General features: G+C 71.9%; 23 protein-coding genes and 1 other RNA gene. 7 read left to right on the forward strand and 17 right to left on the reverse strand.

The features are described 5' to 3' along the window. Positions 1–113 precede the first annotated feature (113 nt). Genes ACIRB4_RS07425 through ACIRB4_RS07435 form a run of 3 tightly spaced genes read left to right on the forward strand, consistent with a single transcriptional unit; the run spans position 114 to position 3321 of the window. Positions 114–929, forward strand: a complete 816-nt coding sequence (locus ACIRB4_RS07425; protein ID WP_403289070.1) for a Nif3-like dinuclear metal center hexameric protein — start codon at positions 114–116, stop codon at positions 927–929. Continuing rightward, positions 926–1669 carry a zinc ribbon domain-containing protein gene (locus tag ACIRB4_RS07430; RefSeq protein ID WP_403289634.1) on the forward strand — a complete coding sequence of 248 codons (744 nt, stop codon included), beginning with the start codon at positions 926–928 and terminating at the stop codon, positions 1667–1669. Before ACIRB4_RS07425 ends, ACIRB4_RS07430 begins: the two co-directional genes overlap by 4 nt. Beyond that, positions 1669–3321, forward strand: a complete 1653-nt coding sequence (locus ACIRB4_RS07435; RefSeq protein ID WP_403289071.1) for a bifunctional RNase H/acid phosphatase — start codon at positions 1669–1671, stop codon at positions 3319–3321. The genes ACIRB4_RS07430 and ACIRB4_RS07435 overlap by 1 nt, the downstream gene beginning before the upstream one ends. A gap of 79 nt (positions 3322–3400) precedes the next feature. Here ACIRB4_RS07435 and eda read toward each other — a convergent pair whose 3' ends face one another. Next, entirely contained in the window at positions 3401–4051 is a 651-nt protein-coding gene (gene eda, locus ACIRB4_RS07440; RefSeq protein ID WP_403289072.1) for a bifunctional 4-hydroxy-2-oxoglutarate aldolase/2-dehydro-3-deoxy-phosphogluconate aldolase, read from the reverse strand. Between the two features lie 62 nt (positions 4052–4113). Further along, a complete protein-coding gene (gene yaaA / locus ACIRB4_RS07445; RefSeq protein ID WP_403289073.1) occupies positions 4114–4878 on the reverse strand; it encodes a peroxide stress protein YaaA in 765 nt (254 codons plus the stop codon). 164 nt (positions 4879–5042) lie between these two features. On the opposite strand from yaaA, the gene ACIRB4_RS07450 reads away from it, so the two are divergent. Continuing rightward, entirely contained in the window at positions 5043–6485 is a 1443-nt protein-coding gene (locus ACIRB4_RS07450; RefSeq protein WP_403289074.1) for an RNB domain-containing ribonuclease, read from the forward strand. Here the strand turns inward: ACIRB4_RS07450 and ACIRB4_RS07455 are convergent. Further along, the gene (locus tag ACIRB4_RS07455) at positions 6430–7374 is read right to left on the reverse strand and encodes a hypothetical protein (RefSeq protein ID WP_403289075.1); all 945 of its coding nucleotides are present in this window, start codon (positions 7372–7374) and stop codon (positions 6430–6432) included. The genes ACIRB4_RS07450 and ACIRB4_RS07455 overlap by 56 nt on opposite strands. Next, entirely contained in the window at positions 7371–8135 is a 765-nt protein-coding gene (locus ACIRB4_RS07460) for a MerR family transcriptional regulator (RefSeq protein WP_403289076.1), read from the reverse strand. Before ACIRB4_RS07460 ends, ACIRB4_RS07455 begins: the two co-directional genes overlap by 4 nt. Before the next feature lie 88 nt (positions 8136–8223). Here ACIRB4_RS07460 and rnpB point away from each other — a divergent pair. Next, an RNA gene (gene rnpB, locus ACIRB4_RS07465) (RNase P RNA component class A) lies at positions 8224–8627 on the forward strand. 194 nt (positions 8628–8821) lie between these two features. On the opposite strand, the gene ACIRB4_RS07470 is transcribed toward rnpB, so the two are convergent. From ACIRB4_RS07470 to ACIRB4_RS07495, 6 genes are all read right to left on the reverse strand, one after another. Beyond that, positions 8822–9100, reverse strand: coding sequence for a hypothetical protein (locus ACIRB4_RS07470; protein ID WP_403289077.1), 279 nt, complete (start codon positions 9098–9100; stop codon positions 8822–8824). Positions 9101–9598: 498 nt separating this feature from the next. Next, complete coding sequence (locus tag ACIRB4_RS07475; protein WP_403289078.1) at positions 9599–9895, reverse strand: DUF6087 family protein; 297 nt, start codon at positions 9893–9895, stop codon at positions 9599–9601. Between the two features lie 17 nt (positions 9896–9912). After that, positions 9913–11076 carry an ATP-grasp peptide maturase system methyltransferase gene (gene tgmC / locus ACIRB4_RS07480; protein WP_403289079.1) on the reverse strand — a complete coding sequence of 388 codons (1164 nt, stop codon included), beginning with the start codon at positions 11074–11076 and terminating at the stop codon, positions 9913–9915. After that, entirely contained in the window at positions 11073–12032 is a 960-nt protein-coding gene (gene tgmB, locus ACIRB4_RS07485; protein ID WP_359048996.1) for an ATP-grasp ribosomal peptide maturase, read from the reverse strand. Before tgmB ends, tgmC begins: the two co-directional genes overlap by 4 nt. 5 nt (positions 12033–12037) lie before the next feature. Continuing rightward, a complete protein-coding gene (tgmA, locus tag ACIRB4_RS07490; protein ID WP_403289080.1) occupies positions 12038–12298 on the reverse strand; it encodes a putative ATP-grasp-modified RiPP in 261 nt (86 codons plus the stop codon). Between the two features lie 79 nt (positions 12299–12377). Beyond that, complete coding sequence (locus ACIRB4_RS07495) at positions 12378–12584, reverse strand: hypothetical protein (protein WP_403289081.1); 207 nt, start codon at positions 12582–12584, stop codon at positions 12378–12380. Between the two features lie 349 nt (positions 12585–12933). Here ACIRB4_RS07495 and ACIRB4_RS07500 point away from each other — a divergent pair, with 349 nt between their 5' ends. Both ACIRB4_RS07500 and ACIRB4_RS07505 read left to right on the forward strand, forming a co-directional pair. Next, positions 12934–14190 carry a multiprotein-bridging factor 1 family protein gene (locus ACIRB4_RS07500; RefSeq protein ID WP_403289082.1) on the forward strand — a complete coding sequence of 419 codons (1257 nt, stop codon included), beginning with the start codon at positions 12934–12936 and terminating at the stop codon, positions 14188–14190. Between the two features lie 16 nt (positions 14191–14206). Next, the gene (locus ACIRB4_RS07505; protein ID WP_128983462.1) at positions 14207–14560 is read left to right on the forward strand and encodes a hypothetical protein; all 354 of its coding nucleotides are present in this window, start codon (positions 14207–14209) and stop codon (positions 14558–14560) included. 192 nt (positions 14561–14752) lie between these two features. Here the strand turns inward: ACIRB4_RS07505 and ACIRB4_RS07510 are convergent, their stop codons facing one another. The 7 genes from ACIRB4_RS07510 to ACIRB4_RS07540 form a co-directional block, all read right to left on the reverse strand. Then, the gene (locus tag ACIRB4_RS07510) at positions 14753–15952 is read right to left on the reverse strand and encodes an IS701 family transposase (protein ID WP_403289084.1); all 1200 of its coding nucleotides are present in this window, start codon (positions 15950–15952) and stop codon (positions 14753–14755) included. A gap of 262 nt (positions 15953–16214) precedes the next feature. Continuing rightward, complete coding sequence (gene aroC / locus ACIRB4_RS07515) at positions 16215–17399, reverse strand: chorismate synthase (RefSeq protein ID WP_403289086.1); 1185 nt, start codon at positions 17397–17399, stop codon at positions 16215–16217. Then, positions 17396–18598 carry a 3-hydroxybenzoate 6-monooxygenase gene (locus ACIRB4_RS07520; RefSeq protein WP_403289087.1) on the reverse strand — a complete coding sequence of 401 codons (1203 nt, stop codon included), beginning with the start codon at positions 18596–18598 and terminating at the stop codon, positions 17396–17398. Before ACIRB4_RS07520 ends, aroC begins: the two co-directional genes overlap by 4 nt. A 44-nt stretch (positions 18599–18642) precedes the next feature. Next, a complete protein-coding gene (gene aroA / locus ACIRB4_RS07525) occupies positions 18643–19938 on the reverse strand; it encodes a 3-phosphoshikimate 1-carboxyvinyltransferase (protein WP_403289088.1) in 1296 nt (431 codons plus the stop codon). Then, positions 19938–20189 (reverse strand): hypothetical protein, encoded by a 252-nt coding sequence (locus tag ACIRB4_RS07530; RefSeq protein WP_403289636.1) that lies wholly within the window; start codon positions 20187–20189, stop codon positions 19938–19940. Before ACIRB4_RS07530 ends, aroA begins: the two co-directional genes overlap by 1 nt. Before the next feature lie 120 nt (positions 20190–20309). Continuing rightward, positions 20310–20651 (reverse strand): hypothetical protein, encoded by a 342-nt coding sequence (locus tag ACIRB4_RS07535; RefSeq protein WP_403289090.1) that lies wholly within the window; start codon positions 20649–20651, stop codon positions 20310–20312. Next, positions 20639–22537 carry an anthranilate synthase family protein gene (locus tag ACIRB4_RS07540; protein ID WP_403289091.1) on the reverse strand — a complete coding sequence of 633 codons (1899 nt, stop codon included), beginning with the start codon at positions 22535–22537 and terminating at the stop codon, positions 20639–20641. Before ACIRB4_RS07540 ends, ACIRB4_RS07535 begins: the two co-directional genes overlap by 13 nt. Between the last annotated feature and the right edge of the window lie 14 nt (positions 22538–22551).

A 22551-nucleotide genomic window follows, 5' to 3' on the forward strand; every position in this document is an offset into this window, starting at 1 on the left:
CGGGCCACGGGCCGGGCCGCGCGAGCCAAGCGGAAGCCGAGCGGAAGCCAAGCGGAATCATCCCTGCCCACAGGCAGGGCGGCGGGGCGCGGAGGGCAGGTAGCCTTTCCTCCGTGCCCCGTCTGTCTGAAGTCATCGCCGAGCTCGACGCCCTCTGGCCGCCCGAGCGGGCCGAGCAGTGGGACGCCGTCGGCACGGTCTGCGGCGACCCCGACGCCGAGGTCACCCGCGTCCTGTTCGCCGTCGACCCCGTCCAGGAGATCGCCGACGAGGCGATCGAGCTGGGCGCCGACCTGATCGTCACCCACCACCCGCTCTATCTGCGGGGTACGACGACGGTCGCGGCCTCCCACTTCAAGGGCCGGGTCGTGCACGGTCTGATCAAGCACGACATCGCCCTGCACGTGGCGCACACCAACGCCGACACCGCCGATCCCGGCGTGTCCGACGCCCTCGCCGGCGCCCTTGACCTGCGGGTCGTCGGCCCCCTGGTCCCCGAGAACAACCTCGGCCGGATCTGCGAGCTCACCCACCCCGAGACGCTCGGCGAGTTCGCCGCCCGCGCCGCGAAGCGGCTCCCCGCCACCGCGCAGGGCATCCGCGTCGCGGGCGACCCCACCATGATCCTGCACCGGGTCGCCGTCAGCGGCGGCTCGGGCGACAGCCTCTTCGACGCCGTACGGGCCGCGGGCGTGGACGCCTTCCTCACCGCGGACCTGCGTCACCACCCGGTGTCCGAGGCGACCCAGCACTCCCCGCTGGGCCTGGTCGACGCCGCCCACTGGGCCACCGAGTGGCCCTGGTGCGAGCAGGCCGCCGCCCAGCTCGACGAGATTTCCGACCGCCACGGCTGGGACCTCCGCGTCCACGTCTCGAAGACGGTCACCGACCCATGGTCCTCCCACCACACTTCTGGAGCCCCCAACTGAATGCCGCGCCCGCCGACCAGATCCGACTCCTCGACCTCCAGGCCCTGGACGTTCGTCTCCAGCAGCTCGCCCACAAGCGCAGGTCCCTGCCCGAGCACGCCGAGATCGAGTCGCTGAACAAGGACCTCACCCAGCTGCGCGATCTGCTCGTCGCCGCGCAGACGGAGGAGAGCGACTGCGCCCGCGAGCAGACCAAGGCGGAGCAGGACGTCGACCAGGTGCGCCAGCGCGCCGCGCGGGACCAGCAGCGCCTGGACTCCGGCGCCGTCTCCTCGCCGAAGGACCTGGAGAGCCTCCAGCGGGAGATCGCCTCCCTCGCCAAGCGCCAGGGCGACCTGGAGGACATCGTCCTGGAGGTCATGGAGCGCCGCGAGTCCGCTCAGGAGCGGGTGGCCGAGCTGACCGAGCGCGCCTCCGCCGTCCAGACCAAGGCCGACGACGCCACCTCCCGGCGCGACGCCGCCCAGGCCGAGCTGGACAGCGAGGCCGCGTCCGTCGGCAAGGAGCGCGAGCTCGTGGCGGCGACGATCCCCGCCGACCTGCTGAAGCTGTACGAGAAGCTGCGCGAGCAGCAGGGCGGGGTGGGCGCCGCGCGCCTGTACCAGCGCAAGTGCGAGGGCTGCCACATCGAGCTGAACATCACCGAGCTGAACGAGGTCCGCGCGGCCGCGGCCGACACGGTGGTGCGGTGCGAGAACTGCCGCCGGATCCTCGTCCGTACGTCGGAGTCCGGCCTGTAATGACGCCTGTGAGGGAACTGATCGTCGAGGCCGACGGGGGCTCGCGGGGCAACCCGGGGCCCGCCGGTTACGGCGCCGTGGTCCTCGACCCGGTGACGGGCGAGACGCTCGCCGAGGCGGCCGCCTACATCGGCGTGGCCACGAACAACGTCGCCGAGTACAAGGGCCTGATCGCCGGCCTGAAAGCGGCGCGCGAGCTGTTCCCGGACGCGCTGATCCATGCCCGGATGGACTCCAAGCTGGTCGTCGAGCAGATGTCCGGCCGCTGGAAGATCAAGCATCCCGACATGAAGCCGCTCGCGGCGGAGGCGGGCCGGGTCTTCCCGGCGGGCCGCGTCCGCTACGAATGGATTCCGCGCGAGCAGAACAAGCACGCGGACCGGCTCGCGAACGAGGCGATGGACGCGGGCAAGCGGGGCAGGCAGTGGGAGCCCGCGGCCTCCTCGGCGGCCTTCGACGCGGCCGCGGCCCGCAACGCCGCGACGCCGCCCCCGTCGGGCCCGCCCGGCGACGCGACGGCGGGCGCGGCCCGCGCCCGGGCCGCCCTCGCGGGCGGCGGCGCGGCGGGGCCCAGCGCAGGTACGGGCGGTGGCTCGGCGGGCACGGGCGCAGGTGTGAGGGGCGGCGCGGCCGGGCTCGGCGCAGGCACGGGCGGCGGTGCGGGCTCCCCGTCCGACGGTGGGCTCTTCGCCGCCGACGAGGCGATCGCGGCGCAGGCGCGTGCCTCGCTCGCCGCGGCCGGCACCGCCGAGCGCGATGCGAGCGGTGGCGGCACGGCACCCCGCCGCGAGACGGCCGACACGGCCACCGGCGACCGCACAGCGCCCCGCCGCGAGGCGGCCGCCCCGGCCACGGAAACGGACACGGCCACGGACACTGCGCGGGCGGGCGGGTCCGCCGTGGCGAGCGGGGACTTCGAGGCCGAGGCGGGCGCCTCGGCGCATCCGGGCCGGGGCGCCGTCCAGGCCCCCGCGGCCCCGCGCGGGGAGACCGCCGCGGCCGCGCCCGGCTGGGGTGCGGCCGACATGGGGGTTCCCGCGACCTTCGTGCTGCTGCGGCACGGGGAGACGGCGCTGACCCCCGAGAAGCGGTTCTCGGGGAGCGGCGGGACCGACCCCGAACTGTCGGCCGCCGGATTGCGGCAGGCCGACGCGGTGGCCGCCGCGCTCGCCGCGCGCGGCACGGTGCAGGCGATCGTCAGCTCCCCGCTCAAGCGCTGCCGCCAGACCGCCGAGACCGTCGCCGCCCGCCTGGGCCTGGACGTACGCGTCGAGGACGGGCTGCGCGAGACCGACTTCGGCGCCTGGGAGGGGCTGACCTTCGCCGAGGTACGGGAGCGGTACGCCGAGGACCTCGATGCCTGGCTCGCCTCCGCGAAGGCCGCGCCGACCGGCGGCGGGGAGAGCTTCGCGAACGTCGCGCGGCGCGTCGCGGCCACCCGGGACCGGCTCACGACCGCGTACGCGGGCCGTACGGTCCTGCTCGTCACGCACGTCACGCCGATCAAGACCCTGGTCCGACTGGCGCTCGGCGCCCCGCCGGAGTCGCTGTTCCGGATGGAGCTCTCGGCCGCCTCGCTGTCGGCGGTGGCGTACTACGCCGACGGCAACGCCTCCGTACGACTCCTGAACGACACCTCGCATCTGAGGTGACCCGCGACGGGGCGGCGGGCCGGGCCAGGCGAGTTGGTGGCCTTGCCCGCCGCCGCCCGTCGCGTGGCCTGGCCCCCCTTCACGCCCCGGGCGCTTCCGGGGACACCGTCCGCAGGCCCGCCGCCTCACGTGCCAGGGTCTCGACGCGCGCCCAGTCGCGGGCCGCGAGGGCGTCCGCCGGCAGCATCCACGTACCGCCGACACAGCCGACGTTGGGCAGGGCGAGGTAGGACGGCGCGGAGGCGAGCGAGACGCCGCCGGTGGGGCAGAAGCGGGCCTGGGGGAGCGGCCCCGCGAGCGACTTCAGATACGGAACGCCGCCGGCCGCCTCCGCCGGGAAGAACTTCATCTCGCGCACCCCGCGCTCAAGCAGCGCGACCACCTCCGAAGCGGTCGAGACCCCGGGCAGGAACGGCACTTCCGACGCCCGCATGGCGTCCAGGAGGCCGTCCGTCCAGCCGGGGCTCACCAGGAAGCGCGCCCCCGCCCCGACGGCGTCCGCGACGCCGGCCGCCGAGAGGACGGTGCCCGCGCCGACGACCGCGCCCGGGACCTCGGCGGCGATCGCGCGGATCGCGTCGAGCGCGCCGGAGGTCCGCAGCGTCACCTCGATCACGGGGAGCCCCCCGGCGACCAGGGCACGGGCCAGGGGTACGGCATCGGCGGTGTCCTCGATCACGACGACCGGGACGACGGGGGCTTCGGGGGCAAGGTCAAGCACGCTCGGCATGGCCCCATCCTGTCGAGGGCGAGCGTCATACGCAACGAGCGTTGCAAGTGATGCAACGACGATCAGTGGATTTCGTCCACCAGGACGTCGAGCACCCCCGCCTTGCCCTCCTCCACCACGTACGACAGATCGCGGAGCGCCTCCACGAGCTCCTCCCGCCCCTCCGGCTCCGCTCCCGACGTCAGCAGGCTCCGCACGATCCGCCCCTTCGTCGCCTTGTTGAAGTGGCTGACCACCTTCCGGGTCGGCGCGTGCAGCACCCGCACCGACGCCGTCCGCGCCGCCACCTCGCCCTTGGGCTTCCACGCCGACGCGTACGCCGACGAGCGCAGGTCGAGGACGAGACCGTCACCCGCCGCCTCCGGCAGGACCGAGGCCATCGCCCCGCGCCAGTGCGCCCCGAGCGCCCCGAGGCCCGGCAGCTTCACGCCCATCGAGCAGCGGTACGACGGAATGCGGTCGTCCACCCGCACCGCACCCCACAGCCCCGAGAACACCAGCAGCGACCGCCGCGCCCGCTCGCGCGCCGCCGCGTCGAGCGTGCCCAGGCCGAGGGCGTCGTACAGCACGCCGGTGTAGATCTCACCGGCCGGCCGGGCCCCGGCGGTCCGCAGTTCGGCGTTCTTCGCGACCTCGCCGCGCAGCCCCTCGCTCAGACCGAGCACCTCGCGGGCCTTCTCCTCATCGCCGGCGCACAGCTCGACCAGCTCGTCCAGGACCGCCGCCCGCGCCCCGGCAAGACCGGGCAGCGACAGCGACTCCGGCTTGAGCGGCGCACCGCGGCCCGAGGAGGCCTTTCCTTCGGAGGGCGGCAACAGCACGAGCACGGCGGTTCTCCTTCGTACGTACGGGGTGGGGGTGCGGCCCCGGCTGTTCAGCCTACAAACCCCCGAACACCGCCCGAGCCCGCGCCGACCCCCGTCCGCCCCCCGAAGTCTCACGCCGGCCCCACAACGTGCCGGGCCGGGCACTTCCGTCCTAGGCTCGGTCCATGCCCCGCCGCCACATTCACGTGACCGGCGCAGCCGAGGCTCCGCTGCGGGCCGCCCTGCGCGCACTGCGTACCGAGCTCACGATCCCGCAAGCATTCCCACCCGCCGTCCTCGCCGAGGCCGAGGCCGCGGCGAACGCGCCGACGCTTCCCGGCCACGACGCCACCGACCTCCCCTTCTTCACCATCGACCCGCCCACCTCCACCGACCTCGACCAGGCCATGCACCTGGCCCGCCGGGCCGACGGCGGCTACCGCGTCCACTACGCCATCGCCGACGTCGCCGCCTTCGTCGCGCCCGGCTCCGCCCTCGACGCCGAGGCCCACCGCCGCGTTCTCACGCTCTACTTCCCCGACGGCAAAGTGCCCCTCCACCCCGCCGTCCTCTCCGAGGGCGCCGCCAGCCTCCTGCCCGGCGAGACCCGCCCCGCCCTGCTGTGGCGGATCGACCTCGACGCGGAGGGCCGCCGCGTCGCCACCGACGTACGCCGGGCCCTCGTCCGCAGCCGCGCCAAGCTCGACTACGCGGGCGCGCAGCGGCGGATCGACTCCGGAACGGCCGAGGAACCCCTCGCCCTGCTGCGCGAGATCGGGAAGCTCCGCGAAGCCCTGGAGACCGAGCGCGGCGGGATCTCCCTCACCGTTCCCGAACAGGAGATCGTCGACCGGGACCACTCGTACTCCCTGGCCTACCGCGCCCCGCTCCCCGCCGACGGCTGGAACGCCCAGATCTCCCTCCTGACCGGCATGGCCGCCGCCGACCTCATGACGGCCGCCGGCACCGGGATCCTCCGTACGCTGCCCACCGCCCCCGACGGGGCGGTGGCCCGGCTGCGCCGCTCCGCGCACGCCCTCGGGGTCGACTGGCCGCACCACGTCTCGTACGCGGACGTCGTCCGCTCCGTCGACCCCACCAACCCCCGCCACGCCGCCTTCCTCCAGGAGTGCACCACCCTGTTGCGCGGCGCGGGCTACACGGTCTTCACCGACGGCGCCGTGCCCTCGCCCGCCGTCCACGCCGCCGTCGCCGACGAGTACACGCACTGCACCGCCCCGCTGCGGCGGCTCGTCGACCGGTACGCGGGCGAGCTGTGCGTCGCGGCCGTGGCGGGGCAGGAGCCCCCGGAGTGGGTACGGGCGGCGCTCGACGCCCTCCCCCAGGAGATGGCCGAGGGCTCGCGGCGGGCGAACGCCGTCGAGCGCGAGACCGTCGACATCGTGGAGGCCGCGCTGATGAGCGGGCGGATCGGCGAGGTCTTCGACGCGTACGTGATCGATGTGAAGGAGCGTGATCCGTCCGTCGGCACCGTCCACCTGGAGGACCCCGCGGTCGTGGCCCGCGTCGAGGGCGGCGACAGGCGGCTGCCGCTGGGCGATTGGCTGCGGGTCAGGCTGACGCAGGCGGATCCTGGGCGGGCGAAGGTGCTGTTCGCTCCCGCGTGAGGGCTTGCGTGAGGGCTTGCGTCAGGGCTGGCCGGAGCGCCTGGACGAGGGCCCGGGCGTCGTCCGCGTGACAGCGCACCGTGTGGATCGGTCGGGTGCCGCCGAGGAGCCGGGGCACGTCGACGGATTCGGTGAGCTCGATGGAGAGAGAGGTCTGGGAGCCGACGGCGAGGTTCAGCTCGCCGTCGGCCTTCTCGTGCGTGAAGCGCAGCTCGTGCCGGACGGCGGCGATCGTGCCGAGCGGGATCGTCAGATCGATGTGAGCGGCCTGCCGCAGCCGGAGCGCGCCGGAGGTGAGGACGTGCGGGCGGGTGACGGAGGCGGCGTGCAGACCGAGCACGAACAGCACCGTGTAGACGTCCAGGACGAGGACGACGGCGTGGACCGCCGGCAGATCCGCGAGCAGGTACGACATCCCGACGGTCTCGACGAGGCAGACGAAGGCGAAGCCGTACATCAGGGCGGCCTGGTCGCGGGCGTGCGGGAACGCCCGCCCGCCGGCGCGCACCCCGTGCCGGCGGCGGGCGACCCACAGGCCGAGGCTCGCCATCAGCCGCAGCTCGTGCCCGACGAGCCGGCGGACGGGCTCCGGCACCAGCTCCGCGAAGACCTCGCGCCGGGAGAGACCGCGCCGCCGCAGACGCACGTACGTGGCCGCTTCCGCGACGAGGAGCAGGAGTACGGCGATCTCGGCGCCGACGAGCACGGGACCGGGGACGGTGACCCCGGCGACGAGGCAGACGACGAGGACGATCTCGCCGGGAAGGAGCGCGTACGCGGCGGCGCGCAGCACCCGGAACCGGCCGGCGGGCGGGGCGCCGGGCGGGACCCGGGACTCGTCGCCGGGCGGGATCGAGGACCCGGCGCCGGGTGCGGTGGGGCCGGTCATCGGGCACGCTCCTGGACCAGCCGCAGGGCGCGGCGGACGGCGGCGGCCTGGGCGGGGGAGAGGTCGGCGAGGAACACGTCCGTGAACCCGCCCTCCGGCAGATCCCCGTCGTCCAGCGACGCCACGGCCTCGTCCGGTACGCAGTCGGCGAGGGCCTGGGCCGCCGCCGCCACCCGTGGGTCGTCCGGATCGGCCTCGGCGAGCGCGTCGAGCCGGGCGTACACGTCGTGGGCGCGCTCCAGCGCCTCAGGGGTCTCGGTCATGCCGCGCATGGCCTCCATCAGCCGCCCCCGCTCCTCCTCCGGGGCGACGGTGTCGAGCAGGGCGAGCAGCTCCCGGTCCTTGGCGGCCATGGGGGAGGCGGGGATCTCGCCGAGACCCGCGAGCAGCCCGGCCAGCTCGGCGGAGACGGGCCCCTCGGCGGTGATCCGGCCCGCCCGTGCCTCCCCGAGCAGCTCGGCGAGGCGTGTCCGCCGCTCGCGGATCACAGCCTCCTGCCGCCCGAGATCGGCGTCCAGCTCCTCCAGGACCTCGACCAGTTCGCGGCCCTCGTCGTCGGCGAGGACGTCCCGTACCTCGTCGAGCCCGAGTCCCAGCTCGGCAAGGCGCCGGACCCGTGCGAGCAGCACGGCGTCGCGGAGGCCGTACTCCCGGTATCCGTTGGCCCGCCGCGCGGGTTCGGGCAGCAGCCCCAGACGGTGGTAGTGCCGCACGGCCCGCGGGGTGACCCCGACGAGCGCGGCGATCTCGCCGATTCGCATGAGCCCAGTACAGACCCTGACGCTACGACAAGGTCAAGCGCGGCGGTTCTCCCTCCTCGGCGCCAGGTAGCATGGTCGGCACGGCAGACGAGCCGGGCGGGCGGCCGCGTGGGGATCCTGGATCCTCCCGAGGAACGTCCGGGCTCCACAGGGCAGGGTGGTGGCTAACGGCCACCCGGGGTGACCCGCGGGACAGTGCCACAGAAAACAGACCGCCGGGGACCTCGGTCCTCGGTAAGGGTGAAACGGTGGTGTAAGAGACCACCAGCGCCTGAGGTGACTCAGGCGGCTAGGTAAACCCCACCCGGAGCAAGGTCAAGAGGGGCCGCTTGGCAACAGGCGGCTCTGCGCGAACGCTTGAGGGCTGCCCGCCCGAGTTCGCGGGTAGACCGCACGAGACCGGTGGCGACACCGGTCCTAGATGGATGGCCGTCACCCCGACGACCGCGAGGTCCCGGGGTACAGAACCCGGCGTACAGCCCGACTCGTCTGCCCCTCAGGCCCCTGGCCTGCGATATCGCAGGCCAGGGGCCTTTTCTCGTGGAATCGTGGGCGTCGGCTCACCCCGTTCCGTACCGGTTCAGACCGAACCTCGCCGCTACGAAGGTAGCCATGAAGGTAGCCACGTTGGGCGGCTTGATGTGGGTGTTGGCTGGGCCGAGGCCCCCCGCGTGATGCGTTTACGCCTAGGTGTCCTCTGTTGCGGTCCTGGGGCCGGTCGAATTCTGCTCGTCAAGCCAGGCTTGAATGCCGCCAGGGTTCTGCGCGGGTGCGTCGAACGGGATGATCGGAAACGGGGGCGAGGTGGACAGCAAAGCCGCCATGTCAGCGGGGAGTGCGGCCACCGAGGACTCAGGCTCCTCGATCTTGGTCAGGAGTCGCTGAAGTTCTGCAGCCATGAAACGCAGATCCAGGTCCGCGCCGGCGACTTGGATCGTTCCCGCCTCTACGTTGATGAGGCGCATGGGGGGAGCTGGGAATGTGGGCTTGGTGCCCGCCTGCCACTCCTCGACGGTGGGGCGAGGCATGCTGACGATCCACTCGGCGCTCGTCGAAGTGCTCGCTTCCGTTACGGTCTTCGCGGGCCTTCAGTGGGGGCGAGTCCTCCCCCTCAAGAATCCTTCGTAGAAACGGACCTCGCTTCGTCCGCCGCTCCAGGCCCTCATCGGTCCCTTTCGGGCTCTTTCCTGTGGCAGGCCACCGAGCCCGGGAGACCTTTCCCACGTAGGAAAGGAAGTCCTCGAAGTAGACCCAGGCGGCTGGTGCACGGGAGTGGTCTGCGCATAGCCAATGAGGGCGTTCAGGGTTGCCAGAGCGTAGCGAGTATCGCGGGCCAGCCACGTCAAATACACCCGCTGTGCCCATGGGGCATCGGATATGCCGTTGCTCACGGGCGCCAGTGTGCCGCAGGTGGTCTACCGGCTGGGGGCCGGTTTCAGAGGTATGGCTTGGACGCCAGAGAATCATGAGGAAGTCGGAGGCTTCCGATGTCTGCCGGTCCCGGGGCCGAGCTTCGGTGTTGCCTCACGGGTGGAGGAAGCCTCGGTGTGGGGAAACAGGATGCGTCGTGCTTCCGCGAGGTTCGCCGCGAAGCCGTGCGGTTCCCACAGATGGCCGTTCCACCGCTGGATCGCGCGCGGCGCATCGGGGTTCAGATGCGATGCCCTCGGGCCGTCGCCGGTCACGAGGGGGACGGCGCGGAGCTGCCCGATCCTCGCGTCCCGACGCTCGGCCCACTGGGAGAGCGGTTCGTCGTCCATGTCCGGAGCGTAGTGGGTCAGGCGATCCGGTGCTCCCAGCGTAGGGAGGGGGCATGGTCGATCCAGTACTGGTGGGACATGGGCGTCACGCGGAGCCGTACGGAGTCGATCTCCGGCGCCCCGGCGTCCCGCCAGGCGACGAGGGAACGTTCCACGTCGTCCCACAGGGCCACCGGACCGCCTTGGCGGACGGTCCAGTTCTCGCCATCGGCGAGGAACTCGGCGAACGACTCCTTCTCCGGATCGAACAGGTACCGCAAGGGCGAGCCGTCACCGCCCGTCGCGCGGACGAACTGAACGCCGGGCGCCGCCAACTGCGCAAGGAAGGCTGGCATCCACTCCTCCAGGACAAGAGGAGATACCTGAGTACGCCGCTCACTGTCCGCGTACGCGGTCCGGGCGGAGAGATCGCCAGCCGCGGGGGCCACTGCCTGGGCACGCGCCTGCATGAAGGAGGAGCGCCCGACGAACGAGCCCTCGGCGGTGCCGTCATCGCCGACGGTCAGTTTCGCGAGGCCGGTTCCCCACGGCCACGAGCCGACCGTGCCGAGGACGATACCTCCAGGGTTCGTCTGCCTGATCCAGGTGTATGGGATGCGGCGAACCGCGCAGGTGGCGATGACCCGGTCGTACGGTGCCCGGTGCGGGTGGCCGAGGAGCCCGTCGCCCGTCACCGTCCACGTCGAGAAGCCGACGGCTTCGAGAGCGGCATCGGCGCGTGCGGCCACCTGTGCGTCGACCTCGACCGTGGCGACGTTGTCCTCGCTGAGGTAGTGGCACATCAGGGCTGTGGAGTAGCCGGTGCCCGTTCCGATCTCCAGGACTCGGTGGCCCGTCGCGAGGTCCAGGGTCTCGATCATGCCGACGACGGTGGCCGGGTCGGTCGAGGAGGACGTGGGCACGCCCACGACGGGTCCGCCGGCCTGGTCGGCGGTGAGGTGGCCGTCGAGCTGGGTGGTGAGGGTGTCGACGCTGTATGCGATCTTCAGCCACTCGTCCGGATTCGTGTCGGTGGCGGTGATGGGCCGCCAGGTCCGCCCCTCGTTCAGGAAGACTCCCGGGCGGAGGAACCGCTCGCGGGGGACGGACTCGATGGCCTCACGCAGCCAGGGGGATTGCAGGACCCCTTCATTCATGAGAACGGTCGCCATGCGGCGTCGCTCGGATGCCGGGTCGGTCATCGGCGGTCTCCTTGTGCGAGCAGGTCGGCGAAGGCAGCGGACATCGGGAGGCCAGTCTCGGTCTCCAGCCACCCCCACTGTCCGTTGGGATTCAGTTCCAGCCACCAGTAGCCCCCCGCCCGGTCGACCGCGAGGTCGAAGCTTCCCGATACCAGATCCAGCCGGTCCAGGTAGGCATGCAGCCCCTTGGCCACCCGGTCGGGAAGGTGCTCCACGGTGTAAGTCAGGGCGCTGTAGTCCTTGCGCCAGTCCAGGAGGTCGGAGTCGATGCGTACAGCGAACGTGTGCCGGCCTACGAGCAGTACGCGAACGTCGGCGACTTTGTCCACGCGGGCCTGGAACAGGTGGGGCGCGACCCGAACGCTGTCGTCGATCTCGTCGGGGGTGACGGGGGCGGTCCATCCCGTCATCGGCACGCTGTCACGCGTGTAGGGGGTCCATCGCAGCGTCTTGAAGATCGCCTGCCCCTGAGCACGGACGAACTCGCGGGCCTCGTCCGGGTCGTTGGTGACAAGGGTGGGAGGGATGGTGAAGCCGAGTTGCTGGGCGAGAACGAGCTGCGCGGGCTTGTAGTCGGCTGCGGTAACACGCAGGGGGTGGTTGACCCAGAGAGGGCCGCCCAGGGCGAAGAGGGTGCCACCGAGTCCGTAGCGGACCTGCGCCGCCGCGAACCGGGAGTCGTCAGCGGACAGGTGGGGAAACGTGGGCCATTCCGGGCGGCGCCAGTACACCGACCGGACGTGGGACACATCAGCGGTTCTCGACGGGGTGCGTACCTGCCCGACCACCGGGGCCGGGCAGGTGCCGAACCGAGCCGAGACCGTGAGGTTCTCGCCGATGTCGGCGGGGTTGAACCGGACCACCGGCACATCTCGCCGGTTGAGTTCGGTGATCACCATGTCGGCGGTGATGTCGTCCGCCTCGGTGGCCACCAGAACCGGCCTCTCCTCGGTCATGGTCATCAGTCCTGCGTGCTGTCCTGATCGTGACCCTGGTCGTTCCGGGAGTCCGAGTTCGTCGTCGTGGAGGTCTCGGTGCCCGAGCTGGTGCCGTGCTTGCCCATCTCGACCACCTGCCCGACGCGGTCGCGGAACACCCCGAGCTGCGTCGTGGGGTCGATGGCGACCGTGGCGTGGGGTCGGCGGATGACCGTCGGGTAGGGCGCGAGTCGGCCCGCACCCCACGGCCGCGTGGGGGAGGGGGGTGCAACAGAGGTGGTCATGAGACTCCTTGGGTTGAAGGGTGTGGTGCGGGAATCCGTCTGCGCCAGGGGGCGCGGACGGCGATCTGCGGGCCGCGGCTCAGGGGCGAGCGGCCTGGATGTTGTCGGCCGCGGTCGTCCACTCGACTCCGGACGCGGGCCGGATGTGCGCGATGCGGACCGTGCCGTGGCTGTGGAGCTCGTGTGTGACGGCGACGAGCACACCCTCCCCACGCGAGGCGATGTCACGGACAAGCGTGTCCAGGAGCGGGTGGTGCTCGTAGCCGTCGGAACCGGCCGGGTTCACTCCTCCGGCTCCTGCCGGGCCTCGATGCGGCGCATGAACTTCTCCCAGCCGCCGGCCGCTCGCACCCGAAGAGCCCGGCTCGGCGCACCCGGCCGGGGCTCCGGCGGCGTGTACGTACGGCCACTGGCGCCAGAGTTCCTGTGGGGCAGTCCGGAGGTTGTCACTCGGTCGCTCCTCTCCGTCGTGGGAGCCGCCGGAGGGTCTTTTCGACCTCCGAGCAGCGTGTGACCAGTCAACGACGATCCGTTACCTTCCCCCAGAGCGGACCTCGCGCAATTCCCGGGCGTTTTCCAGGCGTTGGCGCGTGGCGGGTATGAGTGCGTGAAAGGGTTCTCGTGAGGGGAGACCTATGACGTCGAGGCGAAGGCACTTTGCGGAACGACGCGCAGCCCGGGGTTACTCTCAGGAGGAATTCGCAGAAGTGCTCTCGGTGGCCGCGTCCACCGTGGTCCGTTGGGAAAGTGGTCGTGCCACCCCGCGTCCTCATCAACGGCCTAAGATCGCAGGGCTGTTGGGAGTGACCCTCCCCGAGCTGGAAGCCCTTCTCTCCGACGAACAGCCGGCTGAGACAGCCGGGCTCTCCGCTGCTCCACCCCTCTTCCATGGTGATGATGACGACATGAAGCGCCGCGAAGTCCTGGGTCTGCTCGCCGTTACGGGTGCGCTGGTCGCACTTCCCGATCCCGGTGATGCCGCCCGAGGGCGTGCAGCGTCGACGCTCTTGGAGACAGGGGACGCCTTGCATCGCAGCCTCTGGCAGGTCTACGCGCTATCGGACGCCAAGCATGTTGTCTTCCCTGCGGTGCGCGCACAGCTCGATGTGATGGCGAAGGGACTGACCGAGACCCGTACTGCTGTGGATCGGTCCCGATTGTGTCGGATGACGGCCGACCTCTACCAGCTCGTCGGCGAGCTGTTCTTCGACGCCAACCGGTACACCGACGCCGCGCAGTGCTACACATTGGCCGCCAACGCGGCCTACGCCGGTGGCGACCACGACCTGTGGGCCTGTGCCATGACGCGCCACGCGTACGTCGAGCTGTACGCGCGCCGCGCGCACGCTGCCCAGCCCTTGCTCGCGGCAGCTTTCCGCATCGCCCGGAGGGGCGACGCCACTCTCTCCACCCGTCACTGGGTCGCGGCCGTCCAGGCGCAGGCGTACGCGGCCGTGGGCGATCTCGACGCGTGCAACCGGGCTCTTGACGAAGCTGAGAAAGTGCACGCCCTCGACAGCGCTCACTCCCACAACGGCGGCTGGCTCCGCTTCGACGGCTCCCGCCTGGCAGAGGAGAGAGGGGCCTGCTACCTCCAGCTGGGCCGCCCTGATCTCGCCGAGGAAGCGCTCACCGCAGCCCTTGCCCAACCCCTGTCCTTGCGTCGCCGAGCTGCTGTTCTGAGCGACCTCGCCGTGCTCGGGGCGCACAGGCGGGACATCGATCAGGTCATGCACTACGCGGAGCAGGCACTCGGACTGGCCGACCGGTCGAATTCGGGATTCCTCGGCAAGAAGCTGGACGGGCTTCGGGGGCGTCTTGCCCCGCTCATGTCCGATGACCGAGTCTCGACTCTTGATCACCGAATCGCGGCGCTTCCGCGCACCGCATGACGAGAGGGACACGCGCATGAATGACGGCCGGATCTTCCGCGAGGCGTGGATCGACGGTGTGAACAAGCATTACCCCGGTGAGCCCAAGCCTGGCTACGTCACGCCCTGGGACGACACGCCCGCGTGGGAGCGCGAAGCGGCCACCGCCGTGTACGGGCAGGTGCGCGACTTCATCGAGGTCAGCGGCGGGCACGCGGCCCGGCTCACCCGCGAGCAGAAGGGGCGATTCGTCGCGATCTGCTGGACCGCCCAGATGTTCCGGCATTTCGAAGACCCGAAGCCCGGATATGTCGCCGACTGGTCCGACCTGCCGGTCTGGCAGCGGGAGACGGACGCGGACATCTTCGAACGCATCGAGGGGACCGTCTGAATCTCAGGAGCGAAGACGTCCCCGTCCGGGCCAATCCGGGCGGGGGACGTCTTGTTACGTAGCCATCAAAGTAGCCACGGAAGCACCATCCCTGCACGTTTATGCAGGTCATAGCGTTGCGCCGACAGTCCCCGGCGTACAGCCCGACTCGTCTGCCCCTCTTTCCGGCCCCTCTCTCCGGCCCCCGGAGGCTCACTCCGAGGCCCCCAGGGCGATCGCCGTGTGCGCCACGGACGCCAGCGTCATGTGACGGTGCCAGCCGCGGAAGGAGCGGCCCACGAAGTCGCGCAGGCCGGCCCGGTCGCCGATGCGTGTGAAGTCCTCCTCCACCCGGTCGTTCAGCTTGGCGATCCGCAGCAGCGAGCCGATCGGCAGATGCGTCATGCCGGTGATCCACAGCTGGGCGGGGGGCTGCGCCGGGTGGGTCCACTCGCCGAGCAGGAGCAGACGCCGGGGTGCGGCCCCTGCCGTGCCCGGCAGCGTGACCGGCACGGCCGCGGTCAGGGTCGTGCGCAGGGTGTTGCCGTGCGCCGCGTCCCGCCAGGCGATGGGGACCCGCAGGCCCTTGACCAGTTCGAGTATCCGCGGGGCGGGCAGCGAACCGGTCCGGTAGCCGGGCAGAGACGGGTCGGCGACGGCCATCCGGGCCAGGGGGCTGATCCGGGCGACGAAGGGCACGCCGCCCGCGGCCAGCCGGTCGATCGCCGCGGAGATCCCGCCGCACCGCAGGTCGAGCAGGACCGGCCGGCGCGGAATGCTCCACCGCTGCTGCATCCGCACGACGGCGGACACGGCGCACTCCTCCGTGCTCTCCGCCCCGAGCCCTTCGGGCACTTCGGCCTGCTCACGCCGCTCCGGATCGCTGATCCACGGTTCCGGAAGGACCATCCGCCAGTTGACGGGCGCGCTCAGCTCGGGGGAGGCGAGCCAGACGCCGAGCGCCTGCTGGCCGCGGAAGACCTGACCGAGGTGAGGCGCGAAGTGCTGGTCCACGCCCACCGAGTGCTTGCCCGCCTTGGGTATGTGGATCGGCCGTATCACCCATGCCTGCGGTGCCGCGGTGTGTTCGAGGTATTCGGCCAGGGCGATGCGCAGCGGTCGCCAGTCCCAGGTGGAGCTGGCGATGAAGTGGTGCAGGCTCTGCTCCACGGCCGGTCCGCCCAGATGGGCGGCGATGTTGCGGATGGACTTGCGGCCCGGCGTGGACAGCAGACCGCGCAGGTACTGCTCCGCGCGCAGCCGGTGGTTCCTTCGGCTCAGCAGGGAGAACAGGACGGTGCACAGCTCGGCGACGATGTCGTCGGTCACGTCGGCACCGGAGGCGATGCCGCCCTGGCGAGGCACTGCCCGTGTGTCGGCGGGGTCGTCCGTCCCGAGGATGAATGTGTTCACGATGCTCCAGCCGTTGGGGGCGGCACTGTCGGTGTTGCCTGTCCACCTTGGCTGGGCGACCGTGATCTCACGAGGTGGTCCGGGCACCTGATTTCACGGCTCGACGCGCCGACGGTCACATGCCGCAGGCGTACGTGAACGGCGTGTTTCCGCCCTTCCGTACGGGCCTGTGCGGCGCACCGCGTCGCCGGGGCGGGTGGTGCCGGGACAACCGCGGATCAGGGGCCGGAGTGGGGTACGGCCACCCCGGCCCGCCGCGATCTCACCGGATCCGCAGGTCGTCGAGGTAGGAGCGGACGTTGCGGCGGGTCTCCGGGACGCTGTCGCCGCCGAACTTCTCCACCACCGCGTCCGCCAGGACCAGCGCGACCATCGCCTCCGCGACGATCCCGGCCGCCGGCACCGCGCACACGTCGGAGCGCTGGTGGTGGGCCTGCGCGGCCTCGCCCGTGACGACGTCGACGGTGGCCAGCGCACGCGGCACGGTCGCGATCGGCTTCATCGCCGCCCGCACCCGCAGCAGTTCACCGGTGGTCAGACCACCCTCCGTACCGCCCGAGCGGCCGGACGTGCGCTTGATGCCCTCAGGGGTCGAGACGATCTCGTCGTGCGCCTTCGAACCGGGCACACGCGCCAGCTCGAAGCCGTCACCGACCTCGACCCCCTTGATCGCCTGAATGCCCATCAGCGCCGCCGCCAGCCGGGCGTCGAGCCGCCGGTCCCAGTGCACATGCGAACCCAGCCCCACCGGCACCCCGTACGCGAGGACCTCCACGACACCACCGAGGGTGTCACCGTCCTTGTGGGCCTGGTCGATCTCCGCGACCATCGCCTTCGACGCGTCCGCGTCCAGACAGCGCACCGGGTCGGCGTCCAGCTTCGCCACATCGCCCGGGACCGGATACACGCCGTACGGCGCCTTCGCGCCGGCCAGCTCCACCACATGGGAGACGATCTCGATACCCGCCGCCTCCTTGAGGAACGAACGGGCCACGGCGCCGAGAGCCACCCGGGCCGCCGTCTCCCGGGCGCTGGCGCGCTCCAGGATCGGCCGGGCCTCGTCGAAACCGTACTTCTGCATCCCGGCCAGGTCCGCATGGCCGGGACGGGGCCGGGTCAGCGGCGCGTTGCGGCCCGTCTCCTTCAGCTCGGCGGGGTCGACCGGATCGGCCGACATCACCTTCTCCCACTTCGGCCACTCGGTGTTGCCCACCATGACGGCGATCGGCGAGCCCAGCGAGAGACCGTGCCGGACACCGCCGAGGAACGTGATCTCGTCCTGCTCGAACTTCATCCGCGCACCGCGCCCATAGCCCAGACGCCGCCGCGCGAGGTGGTCCGCCACCAGCTCGGTGGTGACCGGGACACCGGCGGGAAGACCCTCCAGCGTCGCGACCAGCGCGGGTCCGTGGGACTCCCCAGCGGTCAGCCAACGCAACCTGCTCAACGGGTCCCCCCGAGCCCGCTGTCGGTGAAGTCGCGGTCACCGTGCAGCCAGGACACCTTGTCGTACATCTCGTCCTGCGACAGCGCGGAGAGCATGGCGTTGCGCGCCTCGGCCTCCTCACCCGCCGGGTGGTACAGCTCGCTGCCCATGCGCCGGGCGATCAACTGGGTGCGTCCCGCGCGTTCGTGGCGCACGGCGTTGAACTTCTCCAGGCGCTGTACGACGTCGTCCGCGCCCATGCCGTCGACCAGGTCGCCGAGGACCACGGCGTCCTCCAGCGCCTGGCAGGCACCCTGGGCCGCGTACTGCAGCATCGGATGGGCGGCGTCGCCGACCAGGACGACGCGCCGGTCGGTCCAGGACCGGACCGGATCACGGTCGCACAGCACCCACTCGCGCCAACCCTCGCCGAGTTCGAGCAGGCGGCGGGCGGTGGCGCCGATGCCGGGGAACTGGGCGAGGACATGGGCGCGTTCGGTCTCCCGCCCGGCCACGGGCACGGTCGCGCCGTCGTCACGCGTGACCGCGAGGTTGAGGTACTTGCCGCCGCCGATGATGTAGTGCACGAAGTGCCACTTGGGGCCGGCCCACAGCGTGACGGTGTTCCAGCGCAGCTCCTCCGGCACCTTCTCGATCGGGATCACCGAGCGGTAGATCGTGTGACCCGACACACGGGGTTCACCGTCGCCCAGCATCGCCGCGCGCACGGTGGAGCGGATGCCGTCCGCGCCGATCAGTGCCGCGCCACGGAACGTCCGCCCGTCGGCGGTCCGTACGGTGACCCCACCGGCGTCCTGCTCGTAGCTCCGCACCGCGGCGTCGCCGACGAGTTCGACGCTGTCCAGCTCCTGGCAGGCGGTGAGCAGCGGCTGGTACAGGTCCCCCCGGTGCACGACCGCGTACGGGTTGCCGAAGCGCTCCCGATAGGCGCCGGTCAGCGACATGGCGGCGACCTTCTCGTCCGTGGTGCCGTCCATGAACCGCAACTCGTCGATGAACACGGCACGTTCGCGCACGCTCTCACCGGCTCCGAGGCGGTCCAGGGCGTGGAAGGCGTTGGGGCCGAGCTGGATGCCGGCCCCGATCTCGGCGAAGGTGTCGCTGCGCTCCAGCACCGTCGCGGTGTGTCCCGCCTGAGCCAGCGACATCGCCGTGGCGAGCCCGCCGATGCCGCCCCCGGCGATCACTATGTGTGCCATGGTCCGTCAAATCCCTTCGGAAATCAGATGGGTGCGATCGTGAGTCAGTGCCGCGCACGCGCGGTGGATGGCGGCAGCGGGTGCTGCGGGAAGAGCCGGTGCAGTTCCTCGTGGAAGCCGGGGAACGTCTTGGCGACACAGCCGGGATCGTCGAGGGTGAGGTTCCCGGTGCGCAGGTTCAGTACGGAGAACGCCATGGCGATCCGGTGGTCGCCGTGGCAGGCGATGCGCGCCGGTGACGTGCTGCCCGGGTGCACGGTGATCCAGTCCGGGCCGGTCTCGACGCGCACGCCCGACGCCAGCAGATTCCGCGCGACCGCCTCGATCCGGTCCGACTCCTTCAGCCGCGCGTGGCCGATGCCGCGCACGGTGATCGGGGCGTCGGCCAGCGGCGCGATGGCCGCCAGCGTCATGAAGGTGTCGGAGATCTCTCCCATGTCGACCGTGAAGCCGCCCCTGAACACGCCGGTCCCGGTGACCGTGGTCGCCTCCCGGCCGCGGCGCACCCGGGCCCCGGTGCGTTCCAGTACGTCGACGAAGCGCACGTCGCCCTGCAGGCTCTCCCGGCCGAGGCCGTCCACCGTCACACCGCACCCGGTGACCGCCGCCGCGGCGAAGAAGTACGACGCGGTGGAGGCATCCGGCTCGATGCGCAGATCGGCGGCGCGGTAGCCGGTGGGACGGACGGTGAACTCGTCCGGGGCGTCCTCGGTCACCTCGGCACCGAAGTGCCGCATCAGCGCGAGTGTCATGTCGATGTAGGGGCGGCTGACCAGGTCGCGCACCCGGACCAGCAGGGGAGTGCCGAGCAGGGGACCCGCCATGAGCATCCCGCTGAGGAACTGGCTGCTGAGCCTGCCGTCGACGTCCAGTTCGCCGCCGTCGAGCCCTCGCGCCGCCACCCGCAGGGGCAGCGTCCCGCCGGGAGCGGTGGTGACCTCGGCACCGAGCCGGCGCAACGCGTCGGCGAGCGGGGCCACGGGGCGGGCGGTGAGCTGGGCACTGCCCTCGAACACGAATTCGCCGTGGCCCGTGGCCGCGAGCGGCGGCAGGAAGCGCGCGGCCGTGCCCGCGTCCGCGCACCAGATCCGGCCGGAGCCGACCGGGCCGCGGCCCAGGCCGGTGACCCGCCAGGCGGTGCCGTCGGCCGACGGCTCGACACGGGCGCCGAGCCGGGTCAGCGCGTCGCGGAAGGCCAGGGTGTCGTCGCTGACCAGCGGAGCGCTGAGAACGCTGGTCGCGTCGGCCGCGGCGGCGAGCAGCAGTGCCCTGTTGGTGAGTGACTTCGAGCCGGGGATACGGGCGTCGAACGCCCGGGGCGGCGCGATGGCGGTGATCATTACTGTCCTTCGTCGAGGGGCCGGCCGCCACGTGGGTCACGGGAAGCCGGGCGTCGGGTGGCCGTATCGAGCGGTCGTGTCGAGGCGGCCCGCAGGTGCACCGCGCGGCACCCGGCCGGCCGTACGCGCGTGCCCGCGTGGGGGACGGCGCCGCCGTCCGGCGCGATGACACCGGTGTGTCCGGCCGGTGCGGCGACGACCGCATGATGCTCCCGCGGCCGGAAGGCCGCCTCGCCGTTCTCCGGCAGCACATCCGGCGTACGGCCGCCCGGGCCGGACGCCCGGCGCGGCGGTGGGTTCAGGGACCGGCGGTTCAAGGCCGGGGGGTTCAGGAATCTTGGGTCCAGGAACCGGCCGGTTGCAGCGCCGGTTCAGGGACCGGCCGGTTCCAGCGCCAGGCCGCGGCCGGCGAGCGCGGCCAGGGCGAACTCGCCCTCCACCGTGGCCTCCACGTCGAAGGCGTGGCGCTCGGTCGGCGGGTAACCGATCAGTGAGGCGGCCAGCTGGGGCAGAACGGCCTGCGCCGCCTGCCGCGACTCCCACAGCAGTACCGCTCCCCACCGGTCGGTGGCCGCGTCGGAGATCCAGAACTTCAGCCGCAGGCCGGGCACGTGCGAGAAGCGTTCCACCGCCTCGTCGCGCAGAAAACCGCGCAGCGACTCGATGGTCTGCGGCGAGCCCGCCAGATCCCACCAGACGATCACCGCGTGCATGCGCCGGACACCTCCTCGAGCAGCGAGCCGATGATGCTCGGCCCGTCCACGGTCAGCACGGACTCGGCGTGGAACTGCATCGACGCGAACCCGGCCGCCCGCAGCGCGTGCACCTCACCCGTCGCCGGGTTCCGGCTCACCTCGACCCGGCCGTGCACCGGGTGCTCGAAGGAGTCCGCGTCCCACTGGGCGGCGAACGTGTTGTAGAAGCCCACCCGCGCCGCCCTGCCGAACAGGTCGATCTCGTGCTGTGCGCCCTGGTTGGGCACCGGGCGGCGTACCAGGTCCAGGCCGAGCAGCGTGCTCAGTACCTGATGGCTCAGGCAGACGGCGAGGAACGGCCTGCGCTCCTCCAGGAGCTGGGTCACCGCCGAGCGCAGATGGGCGATCTTCGGGTGGGACGTGTCCCGCGGGTCGCCCGGCCCCGGGCCCATGACCACCAGGTCGTGGGCGTCGAAGTCGTACGGTTCGTCGAAGCGGCGCACGTCCACCTCGCAGCCCAGCGAGCGGATCTGGTGGGCGATCATCTCGGTGAACGTGTCCTCGGCGTCGACCACCAGGACCCTGCGCCCGGCCAGCGGGCCGGTGGGCCGGGCGGCACCGGCGGTGTCCCGCAGCCAGAACCGGGCGATGTCGTCGTTGCGCGAGTCCAGCGCCTCGCGCACCGCCGGATGCGAACCGAACCGGGTGGGTTCGGCCCCGCCGAGCGCCGCGAGCAGCCCCGCGGCCTTGGCGCGGGTCTCCTGCACCTCCGAGGCCGGGTCGGAGTGGCGCACCAGCGTGGCACCCACGCCGATCCGCATCACCCCGGCGGGGTCGATGTCGGCGGTACGGATCAGGATCGACGAGTCCAGGGTGCGCCCGCCCGCGGCGTCCCGCCCGATGAGTGCGGCCACGCCGCTGTAGTAGCCGCGCCCCGCCGGCTCGTAGCGGCTGATGACGCGGGCGGCGCTCTCCAGCGGGGAGCCCGTCACCGTCGGGGCGAACAGCGTCTCGCGCAGGATGTCGCGCACATCGCGGTCGGTCCGGCCCTCGATGAAGTACTCGGTGTGCGCGAGGCGTGCCATCTCCTTCAGGTACGGCCCCACCACGCGGCCGCCCCCGGGGCAGATCCGGCCCATCATCTTCAGTTCCTCGTCGACGACCATGTACAGCTCGTCGGCCTCCTTCGTGTCGGCGAGGAAGGCGAGGACTCCGTCCAGGTCCGGGCCGGACGCGGGGTAGCGGTAGGTGCCGCTGATGGGGTTCATCACCGCCCGGCCGTCCCGGACGCTGATGTGCCGCTCGGGGGTGGCCCCGACGAAGGTCCGCTCGCCGGTGTGGATGAGGAACGTCCAGTACGCGCCCGCCTCCCGTTCGACGAGGCGGCGGAAGAACGACAGCGCGGCCGGCACGCCGAAGTCCGGCAGCTGGGCGGTGAAGGACCGCTTCATCACGAAGTTGGCGCCCTCGCCCGTACCGATCTCGTCGGCGACGACGCGGCGCACCGTCTCGGCGTACGTGTCGTCGTCGATGTCGAAGTGGCCGCCGGTCACCTTCACCGGATCGTTGGGCAGCAGTCCCAGGTTCTCGCGCAGCGAGAGGGACGCCTGTTCGCGCACCCGCATCGCCAGCAGCGGACTGCCGTCGTCCGGGGCCGCGAAGCCGCGTTCGGCCAGCTGCCGATAGGGGATGAGCACCAGCAGTTCCTGGCCGGCGCCGGCATCGGCGTCCTGCGTCTCGTCGAACTCGAGGTCGGCGAGCGTGCCGACCCGCGCCATCTCACCGGTCAGCACCTCGAGGGTGTCGTCGCCTGCCGCCTCCGGGCGGTGCAGCAGGGCGAACGCCTCCGTCGAGCCGTCCAGGATGCGCGACAGCAGCGCCAGCGCGCCGTCCTGCCTTGTCATGGGAATCCTTTCGC

The organism is Streptomyces sp. NPDC093600 (assembly GCF_044764755.1).
GTDB lineage: Bacteria > Actinomycetota > Actinomycetes > Streptomycetales > Streptomycetaceae > Streptomyces.

What these genes read in the sequence shown, in the direction of transcription:
- ACIRB4_RS07435 (WP_403289071.1), top strand. Translation starts at nt 1,669, where the DNA reads ATGACGCCTGTGAGGGAACTGATCGTCGAGGCCGACGGGGGCTCGCGG.
- eda (WP_403289072.1), bottom strand. Translation starts at nt 4,051, where the DNA reads ATGCCGAGCGTGCTTGACCTTGCCCCCGAAGCCCCCGTCGTCCCGGTC.
- ACIRB4_RS07450 (WP_403289074.1), top strand. Translation starts at nt 5,043, where the DNA reads ATGCCCCGCCGCCACATTCACGTGACCGGCGCAGCCGAGGCTCCGCTG.
- ACIRB4_RS07455 (WP_403289075.1), bottom strand. Translation starts at nt 7,374, where the DNA reads ATGACCGGCCCCACCGCACCCGGCGCCGGGTCCTCGATCCCGCCCGGC.
- ACIRB4_RS07460 (WP_403289076.1), bottom strand. Translation starts at nt 8,135, where the DNA reads ATGCGAATCGGCGAGATCGCCGCGCTCGTCGGGGTCACCCCGCGGGCC.
- ACIRB4_RS07470 (WP_403289077.1), bottom strand. Translation starts at nt 9,100, where the DNA reads ATGCGCCTCATCAACGTAGAGGCGGGAACGATCCAAGTCGCCGGCGCG.
- ACIRB4_RS07475 (WP_403289078.1), bottom strand. Translation starts at nt 9,895, where the DNA reads ATGGACGACGAACCGCTCTCCCAGTGGGCCGAGCGTCGGGACGCGAGG.
- tgmC (WP_403289079.1), bottom strand. Translation starts at nt 11,076, where the DNA reads ATGACCGACCCGGCATCCGAGCGACGCCGCATGGCGACCGTTCTCATG.
- tgmB (WP_359048996.1), bottom strand. Translation starts at nt 12,032, where the DNA reads ATGACCGAGGAGAGGCCGGTTCTGGTGGCCACCGAGGCGGACGACATC.
- tgmA (WP_403289080.1), bottom strand. Translation starts at nt 12,298, where the DNA reads ATGACCACCTCTGTTGCACCCCCCTCCCCCACGCGGCCGTGGGGTGCG.
- ACIRB4_RS07500 (WP_403289082.1), top strand. Translation starts at nt 12,934, where the DNA reads ATGACGTCGAGGCGAAGGCACTTTGCGGAACGACGCGCAGCCCGGGGT.
- ACIRB4_RS07505 (WP_128983462.1), top strand. Translation starts at nt 14,207, where the DNA reads ATGAATGACGGCCGGATCTTCCGCGAGGCGTGGATCGACGGTGTGAAC.
- ACIRB4_RS07520 (WP_403289087.1), bottom strand. Translation starts at nt 18,598, where the DNA reads ATGGCACACATAGTGATCGCCGGGGGCGGCATCGGCGGGCTCGCCACG.
- aroA (WP_403289088.1), bottom strand. Translation starts at nt 19,938, where the DNA reads ATGATCACCGCCATCGCGCCGCCCCGGGCGTTCGACGCCCGTATCCCC.
- ACIRB4_RS07535 (WP_403289090.1), bottom strand. Translation starts at nt 20,651, where the DNA reads ATGCACGCGGTGATCGTCTGGTGGGATCTGGCGGGCTCGCCGCAGACC.
- ACIRB4_RS07540 (WP_403289091.1), bottom strand. Translation starts at nt 22,537, where the DNA reads ATGACAAGGCAGGACGGCGCGCTGGCGCTGCTGTCGCGCATCCTGGAC.